Origin of the sequence: Leptolyngbya sp. AS-A5, from assembly GCF_039962495.1 — a bacterium.
GTDB lineage: Bacteria > Cyanobacteriota > Cyanobacteriia > Leptolyngbyales > Leptolyngbyaceae > Leptolyngbya.
In genome coordinates this window covers 63,128-88,201 of the sequence record NZ_JAMPLL010000006.1, presented here as the reverse complement: position 1 = coordinate 88,201, position 25,074 = coordinate 63,128, and the positions used below count along the sequence as shown (strand labels likewise).

The following is a 25,074-nucleotide window of genomic DNA, read 5'->3' as shown; positions in this document are numbered from 1 at the left end:
ATTTAATATCAGTGTCAAGCGCGATCGTGCTTCTCGTGTTCTAAGCAACCTGTAGTTTCAGGAAAAGTTGTAGGAGAAAAACTGCGTTAGAATTCCCCTGCACTGGATAGAAGGAAGTGTTGTGAACTGGAAGCGAATTCTGCCTTATCTCACTCTGTTACTTTGGGTTTTGCCGATCGTTCTAATTCGCAGTTCTCAGCAAAGCCTGATGGCACACGATGAAGGGATTTATGCAACGCAGGCACGAACCATTCTGAGAACCGGAGACTGGATCACGCCACAGTGGGGCGGGGGATATAGCTTCGATCGCACGATCGGAATTCAATGGCTGATTGCCGGATCGTATTTGTTATTTGGAACGAATGAGGGAGTCGCACGACTCCCAAGCGCGATCGCGTTTGTGCTGAGTGTGTTGCTGACGTACGCGATCGGGGTACGGTTGACTACGCCTCGAATTGCTTGGCTTGGGGCGGCGATTTTTAGTGTGATTCCGTTAGTAGTGCAATACGGACGATTAGCTACGCAAGATATGGTTCTCGTCTGCGTGGAACTGATCGCAATTTGGACGCTACTCATGGCAGAATCTTCAGAGCGTCCCTGGAGGTTTCTGACAGGCTTGATGTTTGGTGTGGGATTCATGATCAAAGGATTCATGATTATTCCCGCGACGATCGCGCTATTTCCTTATCTAATTTTTCAGCATCGCCGCCATCGTCATTTGTTTGATCCCCTACTGTACTTGGGATGTGCGATTGGGTTATTGCTACCGATTTTTTGGCTATGGGCAGCAGTTGAAAAATATGGAACCGCCCCGATTCAAGAACTGTTTGGCAAACTAATTCATCTAAAGGGGCAAACCTATCAGGGTGCAAATCAGTTCTATTATCTCTGGAATATTCCTGCAAATGGTTTTCCTTGGGTCTTTTTCGCGTTAGCTGGTTTGTGGCTTTCGTGCTTTCATTCTGATATTCGAGCATTGTTAAAATCGAAGCAGAGTCGTTTTTTACTGATTGGCTATCCGGTTATATTATTTATTGAATTAAGTATCTTTGGAACGCGAACACACTATTATCCAATCCAGTTAATGCCGTTTATTGGATTATTCGCGGCGATCGCACTGTCTCATCTTGCATATCTTTACAGGCAGCGCAAACAAACGGGTTTATTCATCGGGCTAAATCTATTTATAGGCGCGATCGCAATAATTTTGCTCGTCATTGTGAATCGGCGCATGATGATTGCTCAGGTATTTTCAACCACACTGCGGAGTGGCACGATCGAATCGATTGCGCTGGTTGTGCTGGCTGTGGGATTAGGGTGGCTCAGCTTACCTGTAATTTGGCTACTGCGGAACCGTGTTTCGAGGCATCAATCTGCAAATTATTGGATCGCAGTTTGGCTACTCACATCCTGGTTAGCGATGGCAATGCTGCACCTGACTGGATTATGGGGAGATTATGATCCCCGACTCAAACAGTTTTTGTCACAGCCGAATGTTCAGTCAATTTTGCGATCGCAGCCTGTGAGTTTTGTGGTGAATGAAGCGTTGATTGGTCGCGACGATCGCAAGCGGCAATTGCTGCTGAATTTTTATACGCCCCAAATTGGGCAATACATCAAAGATCCGAAAATTTCACCGAATACAAAGTACGCCTGGATTGATCCCAATCTTGCCAAAACGTCGATCGTGAATTACGAGCCTGAAGAAATTTTTGAGGGTTGGGTCTTGGCGAAGCGCTCAGGCTCTTGACAAATTATCACATCCTAAGATTCCAAAAGCTTGAGAGATTTTTGCAAAAGAGTGCCTCAAATCTGGCGATAGAGTCTAGCGAATGAAGCCTGAAATGCTTACCAGGAAGAAAAATCAAGAGGAGCAGGCGAGCCGATCGTCCTTTTTTGATCCATTTGCTTGACAGTGATTCCAAACTCCTTTAAGTTCCTTATTAGTAACTTATGTCAATTAAGATAGAATTTGCGGGCAGATTACTGCGAGTTCTAGCTAGTTTGGGCATATCGAGTCCTGGTGGAACACTTCAATATGACTATGAAAAGACGGCTTTTTTTGGCTTCTGGTGCAGCGATCGCCGCTGTGACTGCCCATCAAATTTGGCGATCCAACACCGAACAATCGATCGCCGCACCCCGCGTTCTCAATCTCTACTCTGCTCGTCACTACGATAGCGATAACGCTGTCTATCAAGGCTTTACAAAAAAAACAGGTATCAAAGTCAACTTGGTTGAAGCGGATGCCGATAAGCTGATCGAGCGGATTAAAAGCGAAGGCGCAAACAGTCCCGCAGATGTTCTACTCACTGTAGATGCAGGGCGCTTGTGGCGTGCTCAACAGGAGAATTTACTCCAGCCTGTGCAATCCTCCACGCTCACCCGTGCAATTCCTAAAAACCTGCGTGAACCCGGTGGGCACTGGTTTGGCTTTACTCGGCGGGCGCGGGTGATCGTGTACAACAAAGACCGCGTGAAGCCGTCTGATCTCTCGACTTACGAAGATTTAGCCAACCCGAAATGGAAAGGACGCATTGTCGTGCGATCGTCGAGCCATGTGTATAACCAATCGCTTTCAGGGTCGATGCTGGCAAAGCATGGCCCTCAAAAGACCGAAGAATGGGCGCGGGGACTGGTAGCAAACTTTGCGCGATCGCCTGAAGGCAACGACACCGCTCAGATTAAAGCAGTCGCCGCCGGACAAAGCGATCTCACCTTGGTCAATACCTATTACGTAGTGCGTCTAGCTAAGTCCAATAAGCCGGAAGACAAAGAGATCGCTTCTAAAATCGGAGTCTTTTTCCCAAATCAGAAAGAGCGAGGCACTCACGTCAATATCAGCGGTGGTGGCGTAGTGAAAACGGCTCCCAATCGTGAAGCAGCGGTACAATTTTTGGAATATCTCGCCAGCCCGGAAGCTCAGGCCATCTTTGCGGGAAGCAACAACGAGTATCCAGCGGTAAGAAGTGCGACGATCGATTCGGTCTTATTGAGCTATGGTAAGAACTTCAAAGAAGATCCGCTGAATGCTTCGGTGTTTGGTAAAAACAATGCAGAAGCGCTAAAAATCATGGATCGCGCAGGCTGGAAATAGCAGAAATCTCAATGTCAACGCTGTTTGATTTGATTGCGAAAGGCGGTCCCGTAATGATTCCAATTGCGGGACTTTCGATCTTGACGATCGCTTGTGGTTTGGAGCGATCGTTGTTCTGGTCACAAGTATTACGGGGTGAGGCTCGCGTCGCTCACCGAATCTTAGATGCAGCTCGATTTGATTTGCTTGAAGCGAGATCGATTGCAGAAGCCGCAACGAATTTGCCGATCGCACGGTTCATGTTAGCAGGGCTGAAACTTGATCAGCCTTCTCCCGAAACGGTGCGATTGGCGCTCGAAGCAGCGGGCGATCGGGAATTTGTGCAGATGCGAAAGGGCGATAAGCTGCTTGAAACGGTGATTGCAATGGCTCCATTGTTGGGGTTGTTGGGAACAGTCACCGGATTAATTATCACGTTCTTTAATCTCCGAGTTGGAGGTGGAACAACGGTTGACACGAATAAAGCTGCGGCTGGAATCGCCGAAGCCTTAATCACCACCGCAGGCGGCATGATCGTGGCGATCGTGGCACTGGGCATTTTTCGGCTGTGTGTGGCGTTGCAGGCGAATCAGGTTGATTATTTTGCGGATATGGGCAGCGAGTTGGAGTTAATTTATCGCCAATGGTATGAGCGCAAACGGGAAGATTAAACTTCCTGTCCGAGTGCGGCAAGTTGCGCTCGTGCTTTTTGCAAAGATTCAAACCACTCTCGTTCTGGATCGCTATCTGCTACAATTCCCGCGCCAACCTGCCCCCAGACGATCGCACTCTCTTCCTGACGTGCATACAGCAACGTGCGAATCAGAATGTTGAGATCAAGATTTCCACGTCGATCGAGATAACCACAAGAGCCATAAAACAAACTGCGCCGCACAGGTTCTAACGCTTCAATAATCTCCATGCACCAGACTTTCGGGCATCCGGTAATGGTTCCACCCGGAAACAGAGCGCGAATCACATCGATCGAATTAAACTGTGGCTGTATCTTGCCAATCACATTGCTGACTAAGTGCATCACATGGCTATAGCGTTCGATCGCGAGTAATTCATCGACCTGTACACTGCCCCATTCACACACTCGTCCCAAATCATTACGCTCTAAATCCACTAGCATAATGTGTTCGGCTTGCTCTTTAGTGTTGCCGAGTAATTCTTGAGCTAGATCGTGATCGTGTTCGATCGTGGTTCCACGCGGCCGAGTTCCAGCGATCGGGCGGGTTTCTGCCATTCCGTCTTTTAGTTTGACCAATCGTTCTGGAGAACAGCTAATCACATCCCCCCAAGGCGTTTTCCAATAGCTGGCAAACGGTGAGGGATTAATGGATTGCAGCGATCGATAAATTGTCCAGCTTTCAGCTTCGGTTCTCGCTTCAAATCTCAGAGATAAATTAGCTTGAAAAATATCACCCGCTCGGATGTGTTGTTTAGCCTTGAGAACGATCGCTTCATAGTCCGTTTGCTTCATGCAGAACTGAGTCTCAAATGCTGAACTTTTGAAGGAGGTTTGAACTAAATTTGATAGTCGTTTCTCAAGCTGATCTAATTGAGATTGATGGCCTGCTGCCAACCATAAAACTTGCTGCTCATGATCTAACACCGCAAAGCATTCTGGCTCATACCAAAACGCCACCGGAAACGGTAAAGTTTCTGGTTTGAGATACGGAAGCCGCTCAATCTCCCAAGCAAGATCATAGCCCAGCCAGCCCAACCAACCGCCCGTAAACGGTAAATGCTCTGGCGCTTGAGAAGGGATTTCCTGCTCGATCAACTGATTGAGAAACGGCAGAATTTTTCCGATCGCAGGTGTCCAAACTCTAGCCGATCTAGGCTGTCCCGCACAGATAGAAAAGCGCCCCAACTGCGGATAGTCTGGCGATGCTGGAGAAGGACTTTCTAATAAAGCTGCAATCTTATCCTGCAAAAACAAAGCAGTAAACACTTCTGAACCTGTGCGCTGATGCAATGGAATCGATCGCCAAACCCAAGGAAGCAACATAAAAGAAAACAGCAACAACGTAAGCTAACGGCAGTTCAACGAGTCTTTCTGCTTCGTTGAGTGCGGCGATCCGAATCCATCATCAAAGCAAGTTACTTCTGTCTCACTGACATTAAGCCTTATCCTACGATGTGCTGCTTCAAATTAGTGTGTCAGCAGTGCCACCGGAAAATCTTGCAGGGCATCTTTGAGCGCGATCGTGCTTCCAGTATGTTCAGTCTCGGAAATCGCATTCTTCCAACCTGAAGCAGGAAGCTCAATTGCAGTATCTGCCCAAATTTCACCCATTGGCAGTTGATTCGGTTGAATCAATCGGGTGAAAAATCTGGGTGCGATCGTCACCACCATTTGCCCTGCATCTTTACGCGCAAAGGCAATGATGTGATCTTTGAACTTTCCGGTTGCTTCTAGCGGAATATACTCGCCACTGAGAAAGACCGACTTGAATTGATTCCGCACTTTTAGCGCTTGCAGTGTGAGGAACATCTTCACTTGTCCGTCTTCTGGCTTTTCTAAAAGTTTTGGCATTAACGCTAAGGGTGCTGCGGCTTGCATCGCATCTAGAAACGCTTCACGGATTGTAAAATCAACCGGACGGCGATTATCTGGATCAACCAAACTGAGATCCCAAAGTTCAGTGCCTTGATAAAAATCAGGAATACCCGGAGAAGTAATTTTGATCAAAGCTTGGGATAAAGAATTGAAAATCCCATAGTGCGAAATCTTCTGCTGGAAGGGCAGGAATTCTTTGAGAAACTGATCGTCCGCTAGAATTGCTTTCACAAAGTTAGTGCAAGCTTCTTCATAGGCACTATTTGGACGTAACCAAGCCGTAGAGACTTTCGCTTCTCGAATTGATTTGATCGCGTACTGCTCGACCCGATCGACAAACCCATCCATTTCACTTTCCTGGAACGGATATGCCCCCACTAACGTTTGATAGAACGCATACTCGTCATTCGCGCTGGGCATCGACGCTTTCTTGTGTTGAATCTTGTATTGATGATTCATTTCACGCCATTTTTGTACTTGCGCTTGCCATTCATCAGGAATTTCCGAAAGTACATTAATTCTGGCACGAAGGTCTTCGCCCCGTTTTGTATCATGTGTAGAAGTTGCATTCATTGCAACGTTCCAATGCTGTTGTCGATACTGATTAAACTGGTGAAACTCGGTTGTACTAATACCAAATCGACCCGGATCACCACCGACTTCATTTAGAGAAATCAAGCGGTTGTACACAAAGAATGCAGTATCTTCAACGCCTTTTGCCATCAGCGGCCCGGTGTACTGCTGAATCCGCATTGCAAAATAAAGCCATTGTTCTTTATCTTTTGCCGTGAGCGAATCATCGTATTCAAGCAGCAGCACTTTCTCGACAAAATCTAATTCCTTTTGTGAAAAAGGCTGATTTTCGCGAGCAATCTCGATCGCATTTTTGACGTAATTACGATCATCTTCTGCAACTCCCTCTTCAGTGGTGTAAGTGCGATAGATCGAAAATTGAATTAGGACTTCAGCGATCGCGCGTTTCAAGCCATTAATCGTGAAGTCATTGCCGTAGCGGTCTTTAAGCGAAATATCTTTTAGCAAGGCGGCTAAATTATCTAAATCGCCTGCCAAATTCTTATCAAGAATCAAGCGCTTCTTATCAAGCACAACTTCTTCAAAAGGAATCGATCGACCCTGAATCCGTTGATAAATTTCATCAAAGCGCGGCTCGTTTTGCACATCACAAAACACGCTATTGAGGTAATTCAAGTAGTCATATCCTGATGTTCCTTGAATACTCCAGTCTTTTGGCAGATCTTCACCAGGCTGTAGAATCTTTTCTGCGACAATGTAAGTATCGCCTACTTTCTCCTGTAGCCGATGTAGATATTGTTTTGGATTGGAGAGACCATCAATATGATCAATTCTAAGTCCGGTAACTTTACCCTCTTGGATGAGCTGAGCAATGAAATTATGCGTGTAGTTAAACACTTTTTGCTCTTCAATTCTCACCGAAATTAGCTCATTGACTGTAAAAAATCTGCGATAGTTGATTTCCTCAGCTCCAACCTTCCAATAAGATAAACGGAAAAACTGCTCTGACAATAGCTTGTCTAACCAATCCACGCTGTGCGAATTGCCTGCTTCACCGTTGAAAAATTGAATATTTTCATCGATGAAATTTTTAACTTCAGGATTTCCTTCATACAGCTCCCAAAGCAATCCTTTAACGAATTCAGCTTGGTCTTGTCTCTGTTTACCACCCGACTCAGCAGGTAAACTTTTTAACATATAGAGAACAGCAAGAAGCTTAACAAAATCAGGATTTCTTCTTCCTAAAGTTTTAGCTAATTTTCCTAAATCGCGAGTTAGAAAGATCGAATAAGATTCAAGCCTTAAAGGAACTCGAAGTGCATAATAATTAACTGATAATCCCTCTTGACCGTACTGAAGTTTGATATCTCCATTCTCTAAGCAGGAGCCATAAAAGTCCCCCAGTAACGGCGCGAGAATCGGTTCTTGACTGCTTCTAAAGGGCGAATTCCAAGCCAGATCAAAGAACTGTAAATATTCTGAATCAAAGCCGTTTTCTAAAACGTCCATTAGATAGCGATTATTGCTGTCGTAAGACATATGATTTGGCACAATGTCTTGCAGCCATCCCATATTGTGATGCTGTAATTTTTCGACGAGTTGATCAAACACTTCTGGTGTCCCTAATTCTGGATTGAGTTGTGTCGGATCAACTACATCATATCCATGACTACTACCCGCTTTCGCCTTAAAAATAGGAGACGCATAGAAGTCAGAAATGCCTAACTTTGCCAGATAGCCCACAATTTTGGCAGCCGCTTCAAACGGAAACTCTTGACGTAATTGAACTCGATAAGTTGCTAGTGGAATTCGCATAAGTCCTCAATTAATAGCGTTCATAAACCACAAAACTTTGTGCGCTCACTTGCCCACTTTCGCCGTGCTGTCCTTTTTCTGGCGCGGTCGGGCTTGCGTGTGCCGAAGGCAGCGCTTTCTTGCCCATCCAGCGATCGTCTGATGAATCTAACAGCTTCCGCCACTGCCCATCTGGAAACTCAAAAGTTTGCTCCGACTGGTTGAAACTCATCAGAATTAACAGCGTTTGTTCAGCGCTCGATCGCTGCAACCAAACAAACTGCTTTTCTTCTTCAGCGCAAGCTGAAATCGAATCACGATCGCGATTGATTAATGCAGGCAGCGATCGACGCATTCTCAATAATTCCTGATAAAACTCCCAGAGGATTTTATACTTCCCGGCCTGATGGCGCTCCCACTGCAAAATGCATTCTTCATAAGTTTGCACAGCTTCAGGATCAGGCGGTTCACCATCAAAATGAAAGTGTTTAAACTCTACTTTTCTGCCTTGCCGCACCAGTCGAATTAACTCAGGATCAGAATGGCTGACAAAGTAGGTAAAGGGCACTTCTTCTCCGTATTCTTCACCCATAAACAACAGCGGAATATATGGCGAAAGAATGATTGCTCCTGCCGCCAACTTCAAGCCTTCAAATGAAATTAATTGCGATAACCGCTCTCCTTTCATTTGATTACCGATTTGATCATGGTTTTGAATACAAACCACAAATTGAGTCATTGCACAATCGGTTGCAGGCGCACCATGAAAGCGCATCCGATGGGGGGCATATTTCCAGTCATAAACAAACGTTTCACGATACGCTTTTGCTAGATCTTCACAGGTACCAAAATCCTGGTAATACCCAACATCTGCTCCCGTTAACAAAGCGTGTAAAGCATGATGAAAATCATCGCTCCACTGTGCATCTAATCCAAATCCATTCGCTTGCTTCGATCGCACTAATTTCACATCGTTTAAATCACTTTCAGCAATTAGGTAGAGCTTGCGGTTCTGCTGGCGTGAAAGTTCATCAACGCGATCGACAAGTTCGGATAGAAAATGCCGCGCTCCCAAGTCGTAAATCGCGTGTACCGCATCTAATCTCAGCGCATCAATGTGAAATTCTTTCAGCCAGTACAGCGCATTTTCTATAAAGTAGCTGCGAACACAATGACTATAAGCATCATCGTAGTTAATTGCTTTACCCCAAGGAGTTTTGTAGGTTTCAGTAAAGTAATCGCCATACTGATGAATGTAAGTTCCTTCAGGGCCGAAATGGTTATATACCACATCCAACATCACAGAAATTCCGTGTTGGTGGCAGGCATCCACTAGCTTTTTCAGACCCGCTACACCGCCATAAGAATTCTGTACGGCATAAGGATATGTCCCGTCATATCCCCAGTTGCGATAAGCCTTTGGATCATCGGTTCTACTGTCTCCAGGAAACTGCGCGATCGGCATAAGTTCGATCGCCGTAATTCCCAATTCTTGTAACGTTTGCAATCGCGGAATAATTGCCTCAAACGTTCCCTCTGGCGTAAACGTTCCAACATGCAACTCATAGATCACCATATCTTCTAAGGTGATTCCTTTCCATTCCCCATCGTGCCACTCAAACTGATGATCTACGACGGCTGAAGCTTCATGCACCCCGAACGGCTGAAATTGCGAGGCGGGGTCAGGATAAGACTGCTGATCATCCAGCCGATAACGGTACTGCGCCCCCGGCTTGACATCAGAAATGATCGCGCTCCAATATCCCTCAGCCTTCTGCGCCAATTCGACCGATCGCTCACCCAATTCCAAGGTCACACTCTGCGATCGCGGTGCCCAGACCGTAAATTCAGCACGATCGTCGCCTAAATACCAAGCCCCTACTTTCATAGCAATATCGATGAAGGTTCAGCAAATTCCCGCCAATTGTTCCCGCATGTTGAAAAACGTTGCAATCAGCTTGCTGTCACAGTATCTGAATTGCCCCGATTGGCTTATCTATCTGAAGTGGGAGCCAAGGGATGAAATTTTATCAGAGCAAAACACCCAATCGGACGATCGCTGCAAGGAAATTTTTCGCTTCGGTTTGAGCGCTGCCCCGGATCTTAAGCAAAAAATTTAGAAAGCTTTCGGGCTTCGACAGAAGAAGTTTATTCTGATGCCGAAGCCATCTAAAAATGGTGCCGATCACAGCAACATTTCTTAAGTCTAAAGAAACACCCGATGTTGCAGTGACGGCATTTGTCGCCGGACTTGCTCTAATCGCCCTGGAATGATTTCCGCGATCGCCACTCCCGGCATTTCTCCGGCATCCGCCAAAATCACACCCCACGGATCGATAATCATCGCGTGCCCGTGAGACTGCCGCAGCGAATTGTGTCGTCCAGTTTGAGCAGGCGCAATTACATAGCACGTATTCTCGATCGCTCTTGCCTGTAACAACACCTGCCAGTGATCCTTCCCAGTATGCGCCGTAAACGCAGCCGGAACAAACAACACTTCTGCACCCATCTGAGTCATCTGGCGATACAGTTCAGGAAATCGCACGTCGTAACACACCGATAAGCCAATACTGCCCAGCTCTTTCGACGGGTGGATTGGCGGTACTCGCGTTCCGGCTACCACGGTTGCCGACTCGCGGTAAGTATTGCCATCGGGGAGATTCACGTCAAACAGGTGCACCTTCTGATAGCGGGCAAGTTCTTGACCATTCGGAGCCACCAACAGGGCTGTGTTGTAAACCCTGCCTTGCTCCACCGGAACCGGATAGCCACCGCCCAAAATCGTCACCTGAAAGCGTTGCGCCATCATCTTGAGGAATTTCTCACTCTCAAGCGCGATCGTTTCCGCTTGGGCAAGCTTGGCTTCTTCGTCCCCCAAAAACGAGAAATTTTCGGGCAAACCAATTAACTCTGCGCCCCGGCGAACCGCCAGATCAATCAATTCTTCTGCTTGTGCCAGATTCTTGTGCAGATCGGGCAAGCTATTCATTTGTACAGCGGCAGCTAAGTAAGACTTCATGGGATCAACTCACGGAATAGGTTAGAGAATAGCTCTAAATTTTACCGAGTTTTTAAAACAGCTTTAAGTGAGCAAAATCACCTCTGGAAATTGCTCACTTACTACTTTAGACTGCGGTGATCCCGATCGAAATATCTTTTCTATGAATCTGATCGCTCTGGCGGATTATGATGCACCACGAGATGCACCATCGAGTTAATCGTGCCCGCAATTCCTGCGACTAATAAAAACATCATCAGCATCGCCAATGCCGAGAATGGCGATACCACAAATAAGATTAGCAACGTCATCACTAAGAGCGACACTACAGCCCGGTTCATATCCAACTCCTACGCTTGAAAGCCGTTTTCACCTTAGCGATGCAAGATAGGATTTGCCCTCTAACGAAAGCCACAGTTCAATTTATCCAAGCACAGAAAGCGTAAAATTCCTTCACGGTTGCATTGCAAACATTCAAGTTATGATCACGCCTAATGAGCGATCGAGCGCGATCGTCAAGAGCAGGTTAAACCTATAAATTCTGTGCAATTTCCCCGGCAATCACTGTTATGAATGAATGGCAAAAAGACTGGTTTGAAATGTTTGACACGATCGCGGATCAGATTGAAGGTTTTTTTCTCGATGTGGCGTTAGATGTGACCGAAGCGCTGAATGGAATGGTTGAATTTTCAGAAGAAGTTTCATCACATCTAAACTCGGCGCTCGTCGATGAGGTTGAGCAATCGCTGACGGTCTTAGTTAGCCCAATTTTAGAGGCGTATTTTGGCATCGGAGGGGCGATCGAGGACATCACGCAACCTGTTACCCAAACCGTCGAACCGATGCTGAAGCAGCATCCGGTCTGTTCGGGCTGTCGTCACTTTCACGGACAGTATTACGGAGAAAGCTTGCTGATTTGTGGAATGCACCCCTACGGAGTCGGAGAAGGAGCTGAAACCTGCCCGGATAAGGAAGCGGTCAACTGGGGCGTATTTAGTCGCTCAGACGACTCTGAAATCTGGTAGATTGCGCTAGAGGCGCGGACGGGGAGCCGAAGCCATCCGGGGCATCGGAGCCGCCGGTTTCCGCGCCATATGACCATTCTGAGCAGGCGGAACCGCCTTCAAAACTTCCAGGTTGAGCCGATAGCCGACATTGCGAACGGTTTGAATTAGATTCGGCTGACGTGGATCGATTTCAACTTTTTTCCTCAGTGAGAGCACATGAGTATCCACAGTCCGAGGATTGTCGATCTCATCGGGCCAAGCGCGTTGTAGAAGTTCAGCCCGGCTCAGCGCCGCTCCACCCGCCTGCGCCAAGACATAGAGCAAGCTAAATTCTTGCGGCGTGAGTTCGATCAGTTCGCCTTTGAATCGCACTCGTCGATGAACCAAATCGATCTTCAAATCGCCAAAATCGAGGTTAATCGGGGGTGCCGCGACGCGTTGTCGGCGCATCAGTGCTTCTACTCGGGCAAGGAACTCTTGCATTCCAAAAGGTTTGGTCAGGTAGTCATCCGCGCCCGATCGCAGACCTTCGACAATATCAGATTCGGCTGTCCGTGCAGAGAGCATCAAAATTAAACACTGTTGCTGCTGAAGCCAGCGGCAAAATTCCAGGCTGTCACCCAAAGGCATCTCAGAATCGAGAATCACCAGATTCGGTTGGCGAATTAAAAAAACTTCTCGCGCTTGGTGCAGATCAGCGGATTGATGCACTTGGTAGCCCGTCTGCTGAAGATGCCATCCTAGCAGCGATCGCAGGTGCGGATTTCCCTCAACGATTTGTATGTGAATGGCTCCCACGGGGGCTAATATCCTCAAAATGCTTGAGACAAGGGTAACAAAGCTTATCCGGTTCGGTTTGTAACGGGTGCTACCCCACTTAAACGGGTTTAGACGATGACCCACCCCTCGGTATACCGATCTGTAGAATTGGTATACCGATCTGTAGAATTTCGATACAAACCGAGAGACTTCGGGACAAAATGTTAATGTTAGGTAATACCACTGTGAGTCCGATGTCAAACGGCATCTATATTCTCGTCGATCGCATATGCTTCAAGATTCATTGACGATCCGTTACTATCAACGCCTCTCCGACAACCTCGTCGAACTCTGGAACCGTGGCTATCGCTTTGATGATCTGCGGCTTTATCTGGACGGCTATTTGTCGGCACTCAGACAGGCTAGCGTTCTAGAGCCGTATCAAATCAATCGGCTTGAAGAGGAAATTACGCGCTACATCTACGATCCGTCTAACTTTGACAGCGTGATGCCGGAACCAGATTATCGATAAAGAAGGGGCACGATCGTGCCCCTTCTTTGTTGAGATTAGGAGGCGAGGGCAACTTCGACGAGCTGTTGCAGTTCGCCTTTCTGGTACATCTCGATCATAATGTCCGAGCCGCCGATAAATTCCCCATTGATATACACCTGGGGAATTGTGGGCCAGTTCGAGAAATCTTTGATACCTTGGCGGACCTCGTAATCTTCCAGTACGTCTACGGTTTCATACGGAACACCGAGAGTGTTGAGAATTTGCACGACATTATTAGAAAAGCCGCACATTGGCATTAATTTACTGCCCTTCATGAACACAACAATTTTGTTGTTAGTCAGGAGGGTTTTGATTCGATTTTGAACGTCGGTAGTCATAGGAATTTTACGGGGGTAAAGGAAACGTCAGTTTTTCGTTGCCCATTCTTCGGGCGTGTAGGTATTTAGTGAAAGCGCATGAATTGCCTCGGATGCCATCGCTTGCTGAACCGCACCATAAACCAATTGGTGCTGCTGAACTCGTCGCTTTCCAGCAAATGCCGGGGAAATTACTGTCACCTCAAAATGTTCACCATCTGGGCTGACCGCTGTAACTTGGGCATCCGGCACTCCTGCTTTGATCATTGCCTCAACTTGATCCGGGCTAATCATGCTTTCTCCTCGTGGTTAAATCGATCGCTCGCTTTTCTAGTCTAGCGGTTGATGCTAGCGGATATAGAGAAAAACTTGCTATCGAGTTTTTCTCCATTGCTGAATGGCTTTTTGTGCTTCAGCGTACACTTGAGGGCGATCCTTGGGAACGAGTTGAGCAGCGGCTATCGCTTGCTGGAACTGCTTCTGGGCAGCGCGTTGGCGAGCGATGTCGAGAATGTTACGGCTCCAGCGATCGATATCTTGCTGTGCTTGAGCGTAAAGCGGATCACTAGGGGGAATTTCACGGGCGCGATCGATGGCTTTACTGGCATCAGACGCGAGGGTAGGCTTGATCAGCGATCGGGCTTCGTTCAGGGTTTGCGCGGAGGAGTTTGTCGCTGGATTGGTGGATGCACTTGGAGAGGCGATCGCTTGGGGAGAAGCTTCAGGTTTTGCAGTCTGCTGCCCCCCCGTAAAGGCTGACCAGTTGCGGAACAGCACACCGAGCAGCAAGATCAGCAGAATTGCACTTCCGCCAAAGATTAGCCGCTCCCAAAACATCTGATTGTACTGAGGTTCTTCAGGGGGTAAAGGTGGAATTGGGTCTGGCTCAGGTTGAGTTGGGGCTTCAGGCAAGCTCAGGTCAGGTACGGGGTCTGGCTCGATTTCAACTGGATCAAGGATAAATTGTTCTGGAAGATCTTCGTGGGGTGGTATATTTCCTGCGGTTGCACCCATAATTGTCGGTTGAGTCGCGAAATTATAGAATGACGGATCGCCCTCTGCGCTCAGATATAAATCATCTTGGATGGCAAATGGATTTGAGGATGCCGCTACCCAGGATTCTGTTTCCGCCCAGTTTACAGGCATGATGACTTGATAAAGCTGCTGTGGGTCAGAGACGACTAGCACTGGATCTTGAATGGGTCGATCGTTGTGATCACACAATTCCGGCAGACGCGCCTTGAGAAATTCTTCTAAAGCAGACAACGTAGAGCATTGATGCGATCGCAATCCTTCGATCAATGCCTGAGTAAATAAGCCGTGATTGTGGGCGGGTGCTTCGTGAGAGAACTGCTCAGGACGACAAGATAAAAACGTCGGAATACCCGATTCACGCGCCAGCGCGATGGTTTGTGTTCCAACTTTTTCGTTGGAAACGGATGCCGAACGATTGATATCGAGCAACACCAGAATCTTTTGAGTGGGGAGCGATCGCAAGGTTTGAAACAGCGATCGGACTGATATTCCTGTTTCTTGAACGCGAGTAGGATCGCCATCGATCGGAAGCAAATAATCTTCGCCATCTGTACAAATACCGTAGCCGCTGAAGTAATACCACAGACCCTCTTCAGGCTGGAGCTTATCTTTAAGAACGGCTAACCAATGCAGTAAATTTGCGGAGGTGGGATCGGTGGAATGCTCGAACAATTCCGGTGAAGTATCGGTGAGCAACAAACAATGCTCGGGTAAAAAACCAGCATCACCGACCAGATTTTCACAGAGAGATTGGGCATCTGGTTGGGCAAAATGAAGGGGTTGAAGGAACTGGTAGTGATTGATTCCGATAGCGATCGCCCAATAGTTGCTCATCCCAACACCTCGACTGTTTCTAGAGACTCGCGCAGTTCTCGCGCTAACACATCATATGAAAAAAACGCTTTTTTGCAACAAAAACCTAACCCTCAACTAACATGAATCGCAGCTTTTCTATTGTTGTTCGTTCTTTGACTCCTATGGCTTTTCGTTCTTCGTTGGTTCTGAGTTTGCTGACATTTGGGTGTGCGATGTGGAGTATTGATGCGATCGTTGCGCCGATCGCGGCTGAGGCGTATACGTCTCGGATTGAGGTGACACTCGATCGAGGGTCGAGTGAGACTTATGAAAGCTTGGTGCGACGAGCGGAGTTAGTGGCGCGAACTGCCGCCCAACGGGGATTCGATCGGGATCTGTTAGCTAGCGAGATGTCCATTGTAATCGTGGGGCGCAATAGTGGAATGGCGGCTCCGGTGGTGACGCTGTGGGTAACGCGATCGCAGTGGCAGTCTCTTCCAGAGACTCGACGCTGGGCGACTTACTATCGAAATTCTGCTGGATTGCTGGGATTTTAGTTGAACAAAATCGCCCTGGATTCAGGGCGATTTCTTTTAATGCGCGTACATTTGATCTAGGCGTAAAAACGTTTGTAGCAGCACGTTCGTTCCTTGAACACATTCTTCAGGCGAAGTATATTCTTCGTGAGAATGACTAATTCCCGCACGGCTCGGAATAAAAATCATCCCCATATCCGTAATTCGTCCAACTTCTTGAGCATCGTGTCCGGCACGACTCGGAAGCTGCATATTCGATAGGTTGAGCGTTTGACATACTTGCTCGATCGCGTTCATAATTCCCGGTGCGGCTAGCGTCGGAAGAATGTGCAAGGTTTGACGCATTTCGATTTCGGTTCCGGTGGCATCGGCGATCGCGCTAATTTCTGCTCTCAGTTGCCCGACCAGTTGTTCCAAGTGCGATTGCGACAAATCCCGCAGATCGATCATTAAATCGACTTCTCCAGGCACAGTGTTTGTCGCATTGGGGGAAACGGTTAAATAACCCACGGTTGCAACTTGATCTCCCGGTGTCTCTAACGCGAGTCGATTGACTGCAAGAACGATTTGCGCTCCGGCGACTAACGCATCTTTCCGCAGATTCATCGGAGTTGTTCCCGCATGGTTTGGGCGACCTTTGATCTTGACTGCAAAGCGATATTGACCGACCACACCTGTAACCACGCCGATCGGAACTTGAGCATTTTCCAAAACGCCGCCTTGCTCAATGTGCAGTTCCACAAATGCAGCAATATCTTTGCGTTTTGCCGTGGCAATCTGCGACCAATCGCCACCGACTTTGGCTAAACAGTGCTCGATCAATGAACCATCTAGTCGGACGTAATACGCTGGATCTTCATGCACTTCACCCGCGATCGCTTTACTGCCAATCACCGATCGTTCTTCGTCGCTGAAGACGATGACTTCGATTGAATGATCTAAGCGAACGTTGTTGTCTTTGAGTGTCCGCACGACTTCGATTCCTGCCAACACACCCAAACAGCCATCAAATGCACCTGCAACTGGAACGGTATCTATATGTGATCCGGTGGCTAAAACAGGAGCATTCTCGAATCGACCCGCATAGCGACCGATCACATTTCCAGCCGCATCAATTCGCGTCGTCATGCCAGCTTCTTCCATCCAAGCTTGCACCTGCTGTCTCGCTTGCACATCCGCATCCGTGAACGCGATTCGGCAGACTCCACCGTTTTCGAGTTTGCCGATCGCGGCGAGGTCGGCAATGCTGCGATTTAGGCGATCGCCATTAATCGATAAGCGGGTTGTCGTGGATAAGGGTAAGGGGGTCAAGGTCATACTGTCACCTGTTGTAAAAGACGAAAATAAGCAATCTGGGAAATTTCAGCGATCGCTTGTCGCATCTCTGTGGCTTGGGAATGTTGCAGACGAGTTTCAAACGCTTCGAGAATACTGGTTTTGGTGTGATTCTTGACCGCGATGATGAAGGGAAACCCGAACTGAGATTTGTAGCGCTGATTGAGCGAGTGGAAGCGATCGTACTCGTCGGGTGTGAGGCGATCGAGTCCCGCTCCAGCTTGCTCTTGCACCGAGGCTTCCGCCATTTTTGCTTTACTGCCTAGATCCGGATGGGCACAAATCAGGGCGAGTTGCTGCTCATTACTCATAGTGCTGACAACTTCAAGCATTTTCTGATGCAAATCATCCACGTCCTTGAAGGGTCGCTTTTCCCAGGCTTGAGCCGCGATCGCCGGAGTTTGTTCAAAAATCTCGCCTAATGCTTCGCTAAAGGCGGATTGATCCAGTTGATTGAGTTGTTCGAGCGAGTAAGACATTATTGCAGCGGCCCTGTAAGAATCGTTTTGGCGATCGCACCTGTGACAGCGCTAGGAGATTCCTGGCGCAGTTGGTCGTACCATTGAGCGGTAATTTCAGGATCTTTGCCGTGAATCACCTCGGCACGATTCCGAGCTTTTTTGACGATCGAACTGGTGCGATCTTTGCGAGAGCTTTCGTAACGCTTCAAGGCATCTTCAACGCTAATGTTTGTGGTCAGCAAAAAGTGATTCAGCATATACACATCTTCGAGTGCCTGACAGCCCCCTTGCCCCAAGTCTGGACAGGTGGCATGAGCCGCATCACCAAGCAGTGCTACTCGTCCCCGCACCATGCGATCGACTGGGCCGACATCCGAAATTTCTAAGCGATTTGTTTTTTCGGGATCGATGCGCTGAATCAACGCTTGAACCGGCTCAGCCCATCCCTGGAAATGCCCCACCAGTTCAGAGCGAATTAATTCAGGTGGCGCACTGGTTCCCGACGGTAGCGGCACGTCAAAGAAGAAATACAGGCGATTTCCGCCCACGGGCATCATTGAAGCGCGTTGATGATTGCCCACATAAATTGTCCAAGTATTCGCGGGAGTTAAAGCTTCATCCACTTCGACCAATCCGTTCCAGTTCACATAATCGCGGTAAGTTGGATGAACTTCGCGATCGAGCACATATTGCCGCAGGGTCGATCGCACTCCATCCGCAGCAATCAGTAAGTCACCGGTCGCCTGATGTCCATTCTCAAAGGTTGCCGTCACTTGCTCCCCGTGTTCTTCCACTGCAATACAGCGATGTCCCAGATTCACTTTGCCGGGATACGCATCGAGTAACATCGCTTGCAGGTCTGCGCGTGCAACAGGGTAAGGGCGCTGTCCCACTTCTTCGATCAAAGGCAGAAGGCAAATGTGATTCAGGATTTCGCCTTGGCTGCTGAGATATCGCATCGCATCCATTTGACCCCCGATCGCCGCAATCTTTTCGCCTAGTCCGAAGCGATTCAGCACTTTGACCCCGTTCGACCAGAGCGAAATTCCAGCCCCCCGTGGACGCAGTTCTTGTGCCCGTTCGTAGACCTCGACCTCATATCCAGACTGAGAAAGCGCGATCGCAGCAGTGAGTCCTCCAATTCCGGCACCAATCACGACGACCTTTAAGCGATACATATAGCGATTCTCCCTAGAGATTGAGCGGATCTTTATCTTTCACAGATGCGCCCGAAAAGCGGGTGAACTCCGGGCAGATTTTTCACTGACAGATTTTCACCCCTTGATTGTTACAGATTTCAAGCATACTGTATACAATTGAATTCCGTTCTCGGTATTGAGAAGGATCTATCTTGCGAACCTAAAGAGATTCCAATGCTTGAGCGGTCTAGGTCACGCAACGCTAAAAAATAAAGAGTTGCTAACCCAGAGCAGTACGGTGAAACCGTTCTTTTGAAAGTTCTATACCATGACAAAAGGAGAGTTGGTATCGTGACGAGCAATGTGACCCCCAGAAATCGTCGTGTCTTTATTTGTGGCTCTGCCCTCCGGGGACAGCCTGATCATCAGAATTTACAAGGTGCAGAATTTATTCGGACTGCTGCAACGCAACCGCGCTACCGCTTGCACGTTGCGGGAGAGGATTGGCACCCTGCGATTCATGAAGTGGAATCGGGCGGAATTTCGATTCCTGGGGAAGTGTACGAGATGACGCAAGCCCAGTTCGATTACCTCGCTTCAAATGAGCCACCCAATATGTATCCGACCGATGTGTATTTGGATAACGGCGAAGTTGTGACCGCTTTCCTGTATCCCAAGGCACTGATCGATGAGTACAATCTGCCCGACATTTCTAATACTTATGGCGGCTGGGCAGCGTACAAGGCGAGAACTGCTGCTGTTTGATTAATTTAGTACCTTTTCATGATGAATCAGGCGTTAGAGAATCGATTGTTTCTCACTCTCAATGGCGATCGCCTTTGTCTAAAAAATGTGTCGCCTTCGATGACCCTGCTGCAATATCTCCACCAAACTCGCCGCACCGGAACGAAAGAAGGCTGCGGCGATGGGGATTGTGGCGCTTGTACAGTCGCGATCGTCGGTCGCGATGCTGCGGGAAATCCCACGTATCAAGCGGTGAATAGCTGTTTGATTCCGATGGGTGCGATCGCAGGTCGAGAAGTTGTCACGGTCGAAGGCATCGCGAACGGAAAATTGCATCCAGTTCAAGCAGCAATGGTTGAAACGGGTGGTTCTCAATGCGGTTACTGTACGCCTGGTTTCATCATGAGTATGTTTGCTGCGTATTATGCGGGCAATGTTGATGATCTTTCAGTCGAAGGGAATTTGTGCCGCTGTACAGGTTATCTACCGATTCGACGGGCAGCGCAGCAAGTCACGAATGCTCAACCTTCAGATCAGTTCTCTGAGCGGTTGAAGCAAGCGGACTTAGATCTCAGCCCGATTACATACAGCAATCAGGAACAGCAGTTTTATCGTCCAACGCAGTTATCCGAAGCTTTAGAGTTATTGCAGCAGTATCCAGATGCAATGTTAGTGGCGGGAGCAACGGATTTAGGCTTAGAAATGAGCCACCATCGTCAAACTTTTCCGATTTTGATTTCGCTGGAAGGGGTGACGGAACTTCAGCAAATTGAGCAAACCGACGATCGTGTCACCATTGGTGCAGCCGTCCCACTTTATCAAGTCGAAACCAATCTACACGGGATGTTTCCCAGCCTCGATGAAATGCTGCATTTGTTCGCAGCGCGACAGGTGAGAAATCGAGCGACGATCGGTGGCAATATTGGCACCGCTTCCCCGATCGGTGATTTGCCTCCAGTGTTGTTGGCACTCGATGCAGAAGTGACGATAGCGAGTTTAATCGGAGTGCGATCGTTACCATTAATTGAATTCTTCAAAGGCTATCGTCAAACTGATCTAAAACCTAGCGAAATTATTGTTTCAGTAGCGATTCCGAAAACGATCTCTGAGAATGCTGTTAAACGTTTGAATCATTCCTACAAGATTGGTAAGCGCGGAACTGATGACATTAGCATTGTCGCGGCTGCTTTCATTATCGATCTCGATTCTGATCACAAAATTGTTCATGCTCGATTGGGATATGGCGGAGTTGCAGCCACTCCAGTGAGAGCGATCGCAGTTGAAAACGCGCTAGTCGGTCAACCTTGGACGATCGAAACCATTCAACAAGTCAAACCCTTATTAAAAGAGATCTTTACTCCATTAACTGACTTACGCGGCAGTGCGGATTATCGAAAACTGCTGGTTGCAAATTTGTTTGAAAAATTCTTTGTAGAAACGGAGGATCAATCATGAGCGTCGGTCAGCATAAATCCCACGAAAGCGCAGCCCTCCACGTCACCGGAAAAGCCATCTACACCGATGAGCAACGCTTACCCGCTGGAATGCTCTCGGTTTATCCGGTGATGGCTCCTCACGCCAAAGCGAAGATTCTCAGGATTGATCATGCTGCCGCATCCGAAGTCGAAGGCTTTGTCACAGTCGTTACTGCGGCAGATGTTCCGGGTTTGAACAATACAGGCGTGATTGTTCACGATGAAATTTTGTTACCGACGGATGAGATTAGTTATTGGGGTCAAGCTGTTGTCTGGACAGTTGGAGAAACCGAAGATGCAGCGCGAGAAGCAGCAGCGAAAATTAAGATCGACTACGAACCGATCGAGCCAATTTTGAGCATCAAAGATGCGATTGCAAAAGACAGCTTTCATTCAAAACTTCCCACGATTAAACGCGGCGAGCCGCAAAGCGCCCTTGCCACTTCTGCCTTCACCCTGAGCGGCGAAGTTTCAATGAATGGTCAAGATCACTTTTACCTTGAAACCCAAGCGAGTTGGGTCATTCCAGATGGTGAAGGGAATTATCAGGTCTATTCATCAACCCAACACCCCACCGAAACCCAAATCATTATTGGTCATGTGTTAAATCTGCCTTCAAATCGAGTCACCGTCACCTGTATTCGCATGGGCGGCGGATTCGGCGGCAAAGAATCTCAAGCAAATCCCTACGCCGCGATCGCTGCCATTGCTGCTCATAAAACAGGTCGCCCGGTGCGGGTGAAGCTCAAGCGATCGCACGATATGACCCTCACCGGAAAGCGCCACGGTTTTCTCGGAACGTATCAGGTCGGCTTCACGGAGACTGGGAGAATCACAGCGCTCGATGTGGATCTCTATGCTGATGGCGGCTGGAGCCTAGACTTGTCGCCGCCTGTGTTGCTACGGGCAATGCTGCACGTCGATAATGCTTACTACATCCCAAATCTAGAAGTGCGAGGCTCGATCGCCAACACCAACAAAGTCTCAAACACCGCCTACCGGGGCTTTGGCGGGCCTCAAGGCATGGTTGTGATTGAGGATATTGTCGATCGCATCGCCCGTACCCTCAATCTCGCACCTGAAATCGTGAGAGAGCGCAACTTTTATCACGGTTCTGGCGAAACCAATACCACACACTACGGTCAAGAAATTGTGGATAACCGTCTCGATCACGTGTGGAGCGAAGTTCAAGAGAAGTCCAACTTTGGAGAGCGAAAATTCGCGATCGCTCAATTCAATCAATCCAATCGCTACAAAAAGCGCGGACTTGCGATTACTCCAGTTAAATTCGGAATTTCTTTCAACAAAACCCAATACAACCAAGCAGGCGCACTCGTTCACATTTACACCGATGGCAGCATTCAACTGAATCACGGTGGAACCGAGATGGGACAAGGCTTGCATACGAAAATGCTGCAAGTCGCGGCAACGACTCTGGGTGTGAACGTCGATCGTTTTCGTATGATGCACACCAGCACCGATAAAGTCCCCAACACTTCCGCGACTGCCGCTTCCAGTGGGGCTGATCTCAATGGTCAAGCCATCAGAATTGCTTGCGAAACCCTCAAAGATCGGCTTGCGACTGTTGCCGCGCAGTTACTCAAACTCGACACGCCCAGTGAATTAGTATTCGAGGACGATTGGATCTACTGCCCTAGCTATCCCAGCACCCGCATCTCATTCGACGAAGTAGTCAACCAGGCTTACGGCTATCGCGTTTCGCTCTCAGCCACTGGATACTATCGCACCCCAAATCTGACTTGGGATAGCGCGACCGGAAAAGGTAGACCCTTCTACTACTACGCTTACGGGGCAGCAGTCAGTGAGGTCGAAGTCGATGGCTTTACGGGAATGTTCAAACTGCGTCAGGTGGATATCGTGCATGACGTGGGAGAATCGCTCAACCCCTTGGTCGATCGCGGTCAAATCGAGGGCGGTTTTGTTCAAGGCATGGGCTGGCTGACCATGGAAGAGCTGGTCTGGGATGCTCAAGGACGGCTCCGCACCGATGCACCCAGTACCTACAAAATTCCGACGATCTGCGAAGTGCCCGAAGCCTTCAATGTTCACTTATTACAATGTGCAGCCCAAACAGGCGTAATCTACGGCAGTAAAGCGATCGGAGAACCCCCGTTTATGTTAGCGCTGTCGGTGCGTGAAGCGATTCGATCGGCGATCGCGGCATTTGGGCAAGTCGATTCTGTACCGCTTTCCTCTCCTGCGACTCCCGAAACGATTCTGTGGGCGATCGAGCAAGTTCGCGCTAGTTCAATTCAACCTGCACTTAGCGAAGTCCGTTAATCGTCCTCAACTTTTAATAGCTGCTTGTCGATCGTTTTCAAGCGCGGTCGCACCACTTCCTCAGACAAAATCCGCTTTCTGAGAGCATCGTTCAGCGCGTTTTTCTCCGCCAACAACAATCGCCGCCGCACCGCATCAAAGCGCGAATCGCGAATCGCAATTTCCGTTGCCTTTTCCGATCGCCGATTATAAAAATTTCGCAGCGATCGTTCTGCGGCAGCGATCCGGATTTGATAGCTCGATCTCAATTCTTCATACACCGATTTCGGCAGCACTCCACTCTTCAGCAAGGTATCCAACTCATCTTGTGCTGCCTTTGCGGTCATTAACTGCGACTGCAAGCCTTCAATCCATTGCTGCACTTCGGACGTGTGCGACAGCCTTAATCGCTGCACGGCGAGGGGCAGTCCGACTGCTTGACCCACGAGCGACAACAAAACGGCTCCAAACACAATCACAATCAGCGACTCTCTGCCCACAATCTCCTCTGGCAAACTCAGAACCAGCGCCATCGACAGAGAACCCTTAATATTTCCCAGAAACAACACGTGCTGCCACTTGAGCGGCACAGGTCGATCGAACATCCCAACCAATGCTAGCAACGGATACACCGCTAACACTCGTCCAATCTGGTACGCCAACACCGCCAACAACACGGCAGGTAGAGCGCGACCCAACGCATCGAGCCGAAGCTCCAACCCAATCAGCAAAAAGATAAACGTATTTACCCCAAACCCGGCATACTCCCAAAAGCTCAGCACGGTAATCCGACTCGATGCCGACACGCTCTGAGAGCGCTCCAGATTCCCAATCATCAATCCGGCGATCACAACCGCTACCACGCCCGACACTTGAAGAAATTGACCCAACTGAAACGCACTCAGCGCCACTGCCACCGTCAACAAGATGCTACTAAGCGGATCGTCCTCGGATTGTCGATACAGTCCTACACCCAAGTAGCCCAGCACCAAACCGATCACCATCCCACCGACAATTACGACCACAAACTCACGAATTCCATCAATGACTGTAATATTTCCAGTAGCGTTAAATTTCAAAATCAAACTAAATAAAACGAGCGCAATTCCGTCATTAAATAAACTCTCGCCTTCGACGATCGTGATTAATCGCGATGGCACCGCAATTTCTTTAAACACAGCAATCACCGATACCGTATCCGTAATCGCCAAAATCACTCCCCCTAACAGCGCCGGAATCCACGCGATCGCCAGCCCAAACTTCAAGCCGATCGCCGTCACCCCTACCGCTATCAGCACACCAGGTCCCGCCAGCAGCAAAATGGGCATCAGCGTACTTCTCAACCGCCGAATATCCGTATTAATCGCCGCCTCAAACAGCAAAATTGGCAGAAACAAATTAATAATCAGTGCCGAATCCAGCCCCACTTTACGCGGCAAAAATTCCGCGATCGCCACACCCGCCAGCACCAATCCCGTCACATACGGAACCTGCAACCGCCGCGACAGCAAAGCCACGATCGTTGCCACCAGCAGCAAAATAATCAGTACGGTGACTAACTGCGCGAACTGCCCCTGATCGCTCGTTGCGATCGCCAAAATTTGCTGTGTCATCATTTCTTGATGCTTCTGCCCTGAATCGTCTGTAAAGACCATACTGGATCTAGG

22 protein-coding genes are annotated in these 25,074 nt (G+C 48.5%); 9 read left to right on the top strand and 13 right to left on the bottom strand.

The window, feature by feature from the left end; all coding sequences use genetic code 11:
- Nucleotides 1-121 precede the first annotated feature (121 nt).
- From NC980_RS10040 to NC980_RS10030, 3 genes are all read left to right on the top strand, one after another.
- Nucleotides 122-1,750, top strand: coding sequence for a glycosyltransferase family 39 protein (locus NC980_RS10040; RefSeq protein WP_190379023.1), 1,629 nt, complete (start codon nucleotides 122-124; stop codon nucleotides 1,748-1,750).
- A 288-nt stretch (nucleotides 1,751-2,038) separates the two neighbouring features.
- Nucleotides 2,039-3,097: a Fe(3+) ABC transporter substrate-binding protein gene (locus tag NC980_RS10035; protein WP_190379022.1), complete on the top strand. Its 1,059-nt coding sequence runs from the start codon at nucleotides 2,039-2,041 to the stop codon at nucleotides 3,095-3,097.
- A gap of 11 nt (nucleotides 3,098-3,108) precedes the next feature.
- Nucleotides 3,109-3,747 (top strand): MotA/TolQ/ExbB proton channel family protein, encoded by a 639-nt coding sequence (locus NC980_RS10030; protein WP_190379021.1) that lies wholly within the window; start codon nucleotides 3,109-3,111, stop codon nucleotides 3,745-3,747.
- Here the strand turns inward: NC980_RS10030 and NC980_RS10025 are convergent.
- From NC980_RS10025 to NC980_RS10005, 5 genes are all read right to left on the bottom strand, one after another.
- The gene (locus NC980_RS10025; RefSeq protein ID WP_190379020.1) at nucleotides 3,744-5,093 is read right to left on the bottom strand and encodes an anthranilate synthase component I; all 1,350 of its coding nucleotides are present in this window, start codon (nucleotides 5,091-5,093) and stop codon (nucleotides 3,744-3,746) included. The genes NC980_RS10030 and NC980_RS10025 overlap by 4 nt on opposite strands.
- Nucleotides 5,094-5,237: 144 nt before the next feature.
- Nucleotides 5,238-7,994 (bottom strand): malto-oligosyltrehalose synthase, encoded by a 2,757-nt coding sequence (gene treY / locus NC980_RS10020; protein WP_190379019.1) that lies wholly within the window; start codon nucleotides 7,992-7,994, stop codon nucleotides 5,238-5,240.
- A gap of 10 nt (nucleotides 7,995-8,004) precedes the next feature.
- Nucleotides 8,005-9,861, bottom strand: a complete 1,857-nt coding sequence (gene treZ / locus NC980_RS10015; protein WP_190379018.1) for a malto-oligosyltrehalose trehalohydrolase — start codon at nucleotides 9,859-9,861, stop codon at nucleotides 8,005-8,007.
- Between the two features lie 318 nt (nucleotides 9,862-10,179).
- Entirely contained in the window at nucleotides 10,180-10,992 is an 813-nt protein-coding gene (locus NC980_RS10010) for a carbon-nitrogen hydrolase family protein (protein ID WP_190379017.1), read from the bottom strand.
- Nucleotides 10,993-11,132: 140 nt separating this feature from the next.
- Complete coding sequence (locus tag NC980_RS10005) at nucleotides 11,133-11,312, bottom strand: hypothetical protein (protein ID WP_190379016.1); 180 nt, start codon at nucleotides 11,310-11,312, stop codon at nucleotides 11,133-11,135.
- Between the two features lie 228 nt (nucleotides 11,313-11,540).
- Here NC980_RS10005 and NC980_RS10000 point away from each other — a divergent pair, with 228 nt between their 5' ends.
- Nucleotides 11,541-11,996 carry a hypothetical protein gene (locus tag NC980_RS10000; RefSeq protein WP_190379015.1) on the top strand — a complete coding sequence of 152 codons (456 nt, stop codon included), beginning with the start codon at nucleotides 11,541-11,543 and terminating at the stop codon, nucleotides 11,994-11,996.
- 6 nt (nucleotides 11,997-12,002) lie between these two features.
- Here NC980_RS10000 and NC980_RS09995 read toward each other — a convergent pair whose 3' ends face one another.
- A complete protein-coding gene (locus NC980_RS09995) occupies nucleotides 12,003-12,776 on the bottom strand; it encodes a winged helix-turn-helix domain-containing protein (protein ID WP_190379014.1) in 774 nt (257 codons plus the stop codon).
- A 250-nt stretch (nucleotides 12,777-13,026) separates the two neighbouring features.
- On the opposite strand from NC980_RS09995, the gene NC980_RS09990 reads away from it, so the two are divergent.
- Nucleotides 13,027-13,269 (top strand): DUF6761 family protein, encoded by a 243-nt coding sequence (locus NC980_RS09990; RefSeq protein WP_190379013.1) that lies wholly within the window; start codon nucleotides 13,027-13,029, stop codon nucleotides 13,267-13,269.
- 35 nt (nucleotides 13,270-13,304) lie between these two features.
- Here the strand turns inward: NC980_RS09990 and grxD are convergent, their stop codons facing one another.
- From grxD to NC980_RS09975, 3 genes are all read right to left on the bottom strand, one after another.
- Nucleotides 13,305-13,628, bottom strand: coding sequence for a Grx4 family monothiol glutaredoxin (gene grxD / locus NC980_RS09985; RefSeq protein WP_190379012.1), 324 nt, complete (start codon nucleotides 13,626-13,628; stop codon nucleotides 13,305-13,307).
- A 27-nt stretch (nucleotides 13,629-13,655) separates the two neighbouring features.
- A complete protein-coding gene (locus NC980_RS09980) occupies nucleotides 13,656-13,901 on the bottom strand; it encodes a BolA/IbaG family iron-sulfur metabolism protein (RefSeq protein WP_190379011.1) in 246 nt (81 codons plus the stop codon).
- Nucleotides 13,902-13,979: 78 nt separating this feature from the next.
- On the bottom strand, nucleotides 13,980-15,476 hold the full coding sequence (locus NC980_RS09975) for a caspase family protein (RefSeq protein WP_190379010.1): 1,497 nt from the start codon (nucleotides 15,474-15,476) through the stop codon (nucleotides 13,980-13,982).
- Between the two features lie 143 nt (nucleotides 15,477-15,619).
- On the opposite strand from NC980_RS09975, the gene NC980_RS09970 reads away from it, so the two are divergent.
- Nucleotides 15,620-15,994: a hypothetical protein gene (locus NC980_RS09970; protein ID WP_242027161.1), complete on the top strand. Its 375-nt coding sequence runs from the start codon at nucleotides 15,620-15,622 to the stop codon at nucleotides 15,992-15,994.
- Between the two features lie 36 nt (nucleotides 15,995-16,030).
- On the opposite strand, the gene NC980_RS09965 is transcribed toward NC980_RS09970, so the two are convergent.
- Genes NC980_RS09965 through hpxO form a run of 3 tightly spaced genes read right to left on the bottom strand, consistent with a single transcriptional unit; the run spans nucleotide 16,031 to nucleotide 18,947 of the window.
- Entirely contained in the window at nucleotides 16,031-17,290 is a 1,260-nt protein-coding gene (locus NC980_RS09965) for a Zn-dependent hydrolase (RefSeq protein ID WP_190379008.1), read from the bottom strand.
- Entirely contained in the window at nucleotides 17,287-17,787 is a 501-nt protein-coding gene (gene uraD, locus NC980_RS09960; RefSeq protein WP_190379007.1) for a 2-oxo-4-hydroxy-4-carboxy-5-ureidoimidazoline decarboxylase, read from the bottom strand. Before uraD ends, NC980_RS09965 begins: the two co-directional genes overlap by 4 nt.
- Entirely contained in the window at nucleotides 17,787-18,947 is a 1,161-nt protein-coding gene (gene hpxO / locus NC980_RS09955; protein ID WP_190379006.1) for an FAD-dependent urate hydroxylase HpxO, read from the bottom strand. The genes uraD and hpxO overlap by 1 nt, the downstream gene beginning before the upstream one ends.
- 312 nt (nucleotides 18,948-19,259) lie before the next feature.
- Between hpxO and NC980_RS09950 the strand changes: the two genes are divergently transcribed.
- From NC980_RS09950 to xdhB, 3 genes are read left to right on the top strand one after another with little or no spacing between them, the layout of a single operon-like run.
- Entirely contained in the window at nucleotides 19,260-19,673 is a 414-nt protein-coding gene (locus NC980_RS09950) for a gamma-glutamylcyclotransferase family protein (RefSeq protein WP_347273045.1), read from the top strand.
- A gap of 18 nt (nucleotides 19,674-19,691) precedes the next feature.
- Nucleotides 19,692-21,107 carry a xanthine dehydrogenase small subunit gene (xdhA, locus tag NC980_RS09945; protein WP_190379005.1) on the top strand — a complete coding sequence of 472 codons (1,416 nt, stop codon included), beginning with the start codon at nucleotides 19,692-19,694 and terminating at the stop codon, nucleotides 21,105-21,107.
- Nucleotides 21,104-23,428, top strand: a complete 2,325-nt coding sequence (gene xdhB / locus NC980_RS09940) for a xanthine dehydrogenase molybdopterin binding subunit (RefSeq protein ID WP_190379004.1) — start codon at nucleotides 21,104-21,106, stop codon at nucleotides 23,426-23,428. The genes xdhA and xdhB overlap by 4 nt, the downstream gene beginning before the upstream one ends.
- Here the strand turns inward: xdhB and NC980_RS09935 are convergent.
- Nucleotides 23,425-25,020 carry a sodium:proton antiporter gene (locus NC980_RS09935; protein ID WP_190379148.1) on the bottom strand — a complete coding sequence of 532 codons (1,596 nt, stop codon included), beginning with the start codon at nucleotides 25,018-25,020 and terminating at the stop codon, nucleotides 23,425-23,427. The two genes, xdhB and NC980_RS09935, sit on opposite strands and share 4 nt — an antisense overlap.
- Nucleotides 25,021-25,074: the final 54 nt, after the last annotated feature.

Excerpts from the sequence above, each read along its gene's own strand:
- NC980_RS10035 (WP_190379022.1), top strand. The coding sequence starts at position 2,039 with ATGACTATGAAAAGACGGCTTTTTTTGGCTTCTGGTGCAGCGATCGCC.
- NC980_RS10030 (WP_190379021.1), top strand. The coding sequence starts at position 3,109 with ATGTCAACGCTGTTTGATTTGATTGCGAAAGGCGGTCCCGTAATGATT.
- NC980_RS10025 (WP_190379020.1), bottom strand. The coding sequence starts at position 5,093 with ATGTTGCTTCCTTGGGTTTGGCGATCGATTCCATTGCATCAGCGCACA.
- treY (WP_190379019.1), bottom strand. The coding sequence starts at position 7,994 with ATGCGAATTCCACTAGCAACTTATCGAGTTCAATTACGTCAAGAGTTT.
- treZ (WP_190379018.1), bottom strand. The coding sequence starts at position 9,861 with ATGAAAGTAGGGGCTTGGTATTTAGGCGACGATCGTGCTGAATTTACG.
- NC980_RS10010 (WP_190379017.1), bottom strand. The coding sequence starts at position 10,992 with ATGAAGTCTTACTTAGCTGCCGCTGTACAAATGAATAGCTTGCCCGAT.
- NC980_RS10005 (WP_190379016.1), bottom strand. The coding sequence starts at position 11,312 with ATGAACCGGGCTGTAGTGTCGCTCTTAGTGATGACGTTGCTAATCTTA.
- NC980_RS10000 (WP_190379015.1), top strand. The coding sequence starts at position 11,541 with ATGAATGAATGGCAAAAAGACTGGTTTGAAATGTTTGACACGATCGCG.
- NC980_RS09990 (WP_190379013.1), top strand. The coding sequence starts at position 13,027 with ATGCTTCAAGATTCATTGACGATCCGTTACTATCAACGCCTCTCCGAC.
- grxD (WP_190379012.1), bottom strand. The coding sequence starts at position 13,628 with ATGACTACCGACGTTCAAAATCGAATCAAAACCCTCCTGACTAACAAC.
- NC980_RS09980 (WP_190379011.1), bottom strand. The coding sequence starts at position 13,901 with ATGATTAGCCCGGATCAAGTTGAGGCAATGATCAAAGCAGGAGTGCCG.
- NC980_RS09975 (WP_190379010.1), bottom strand. The coding sequence starts at position 15,476 with ATGAGCAACTATTGGGCGATCGCTATCGGAATCAATCACTACCAGTTC.
- NC980_RS09970 (WP_242027161.1), top strand. The coding sequence starts at position 15,620 with ATGGCTTTTCGTTCTTCGTTGGTTCTGAGTTTGCTGACATTTGGGTGT.
- NC980_RS09965 (WP_190379008.1), bottom strand. The coding sequence starts at position 17,290 with ATGACCTTGACCCCCTTACCCTTATCCACGACAACCCGCTTATCGATT.
- uraD (WP_190379007.1), bottom strand. The coding sequence starts at position 17,787 with ATGTCTTACTCGCTCGAACAACTCAATCAACTGGATCAATCCGCCTTT.
- hpxO (WP_190379006.1), bottom strand. The coding sequence starts at position 18,947 with ATGTATCGCTTAAAGGTCGTCGTGATTGGTGCCGGAATTGGAGGACTC.
- xdhA (WP_190379005.1), top strand. The coding sequence starts at position 19,692 with ATGATGAATCAGGCGTTAGAGAATCGATTGTTTCTCACTCTCAATGGC.
- xdhB (WP_190379004.1), top strand. The coding sequence starts at position 21,104 with ATGAGCGTCGGTCAGCATAAATCCCACGAAAGCGCAGCCCTCCACGTC.
- NC980_RS09935 (WP_190379148.1), bottom strand. The coding sequence starts at position 25,020 with ATGACACAGCAAATTTTGGCGATCGCAACGAGCGATCAGGGGCAGTTC.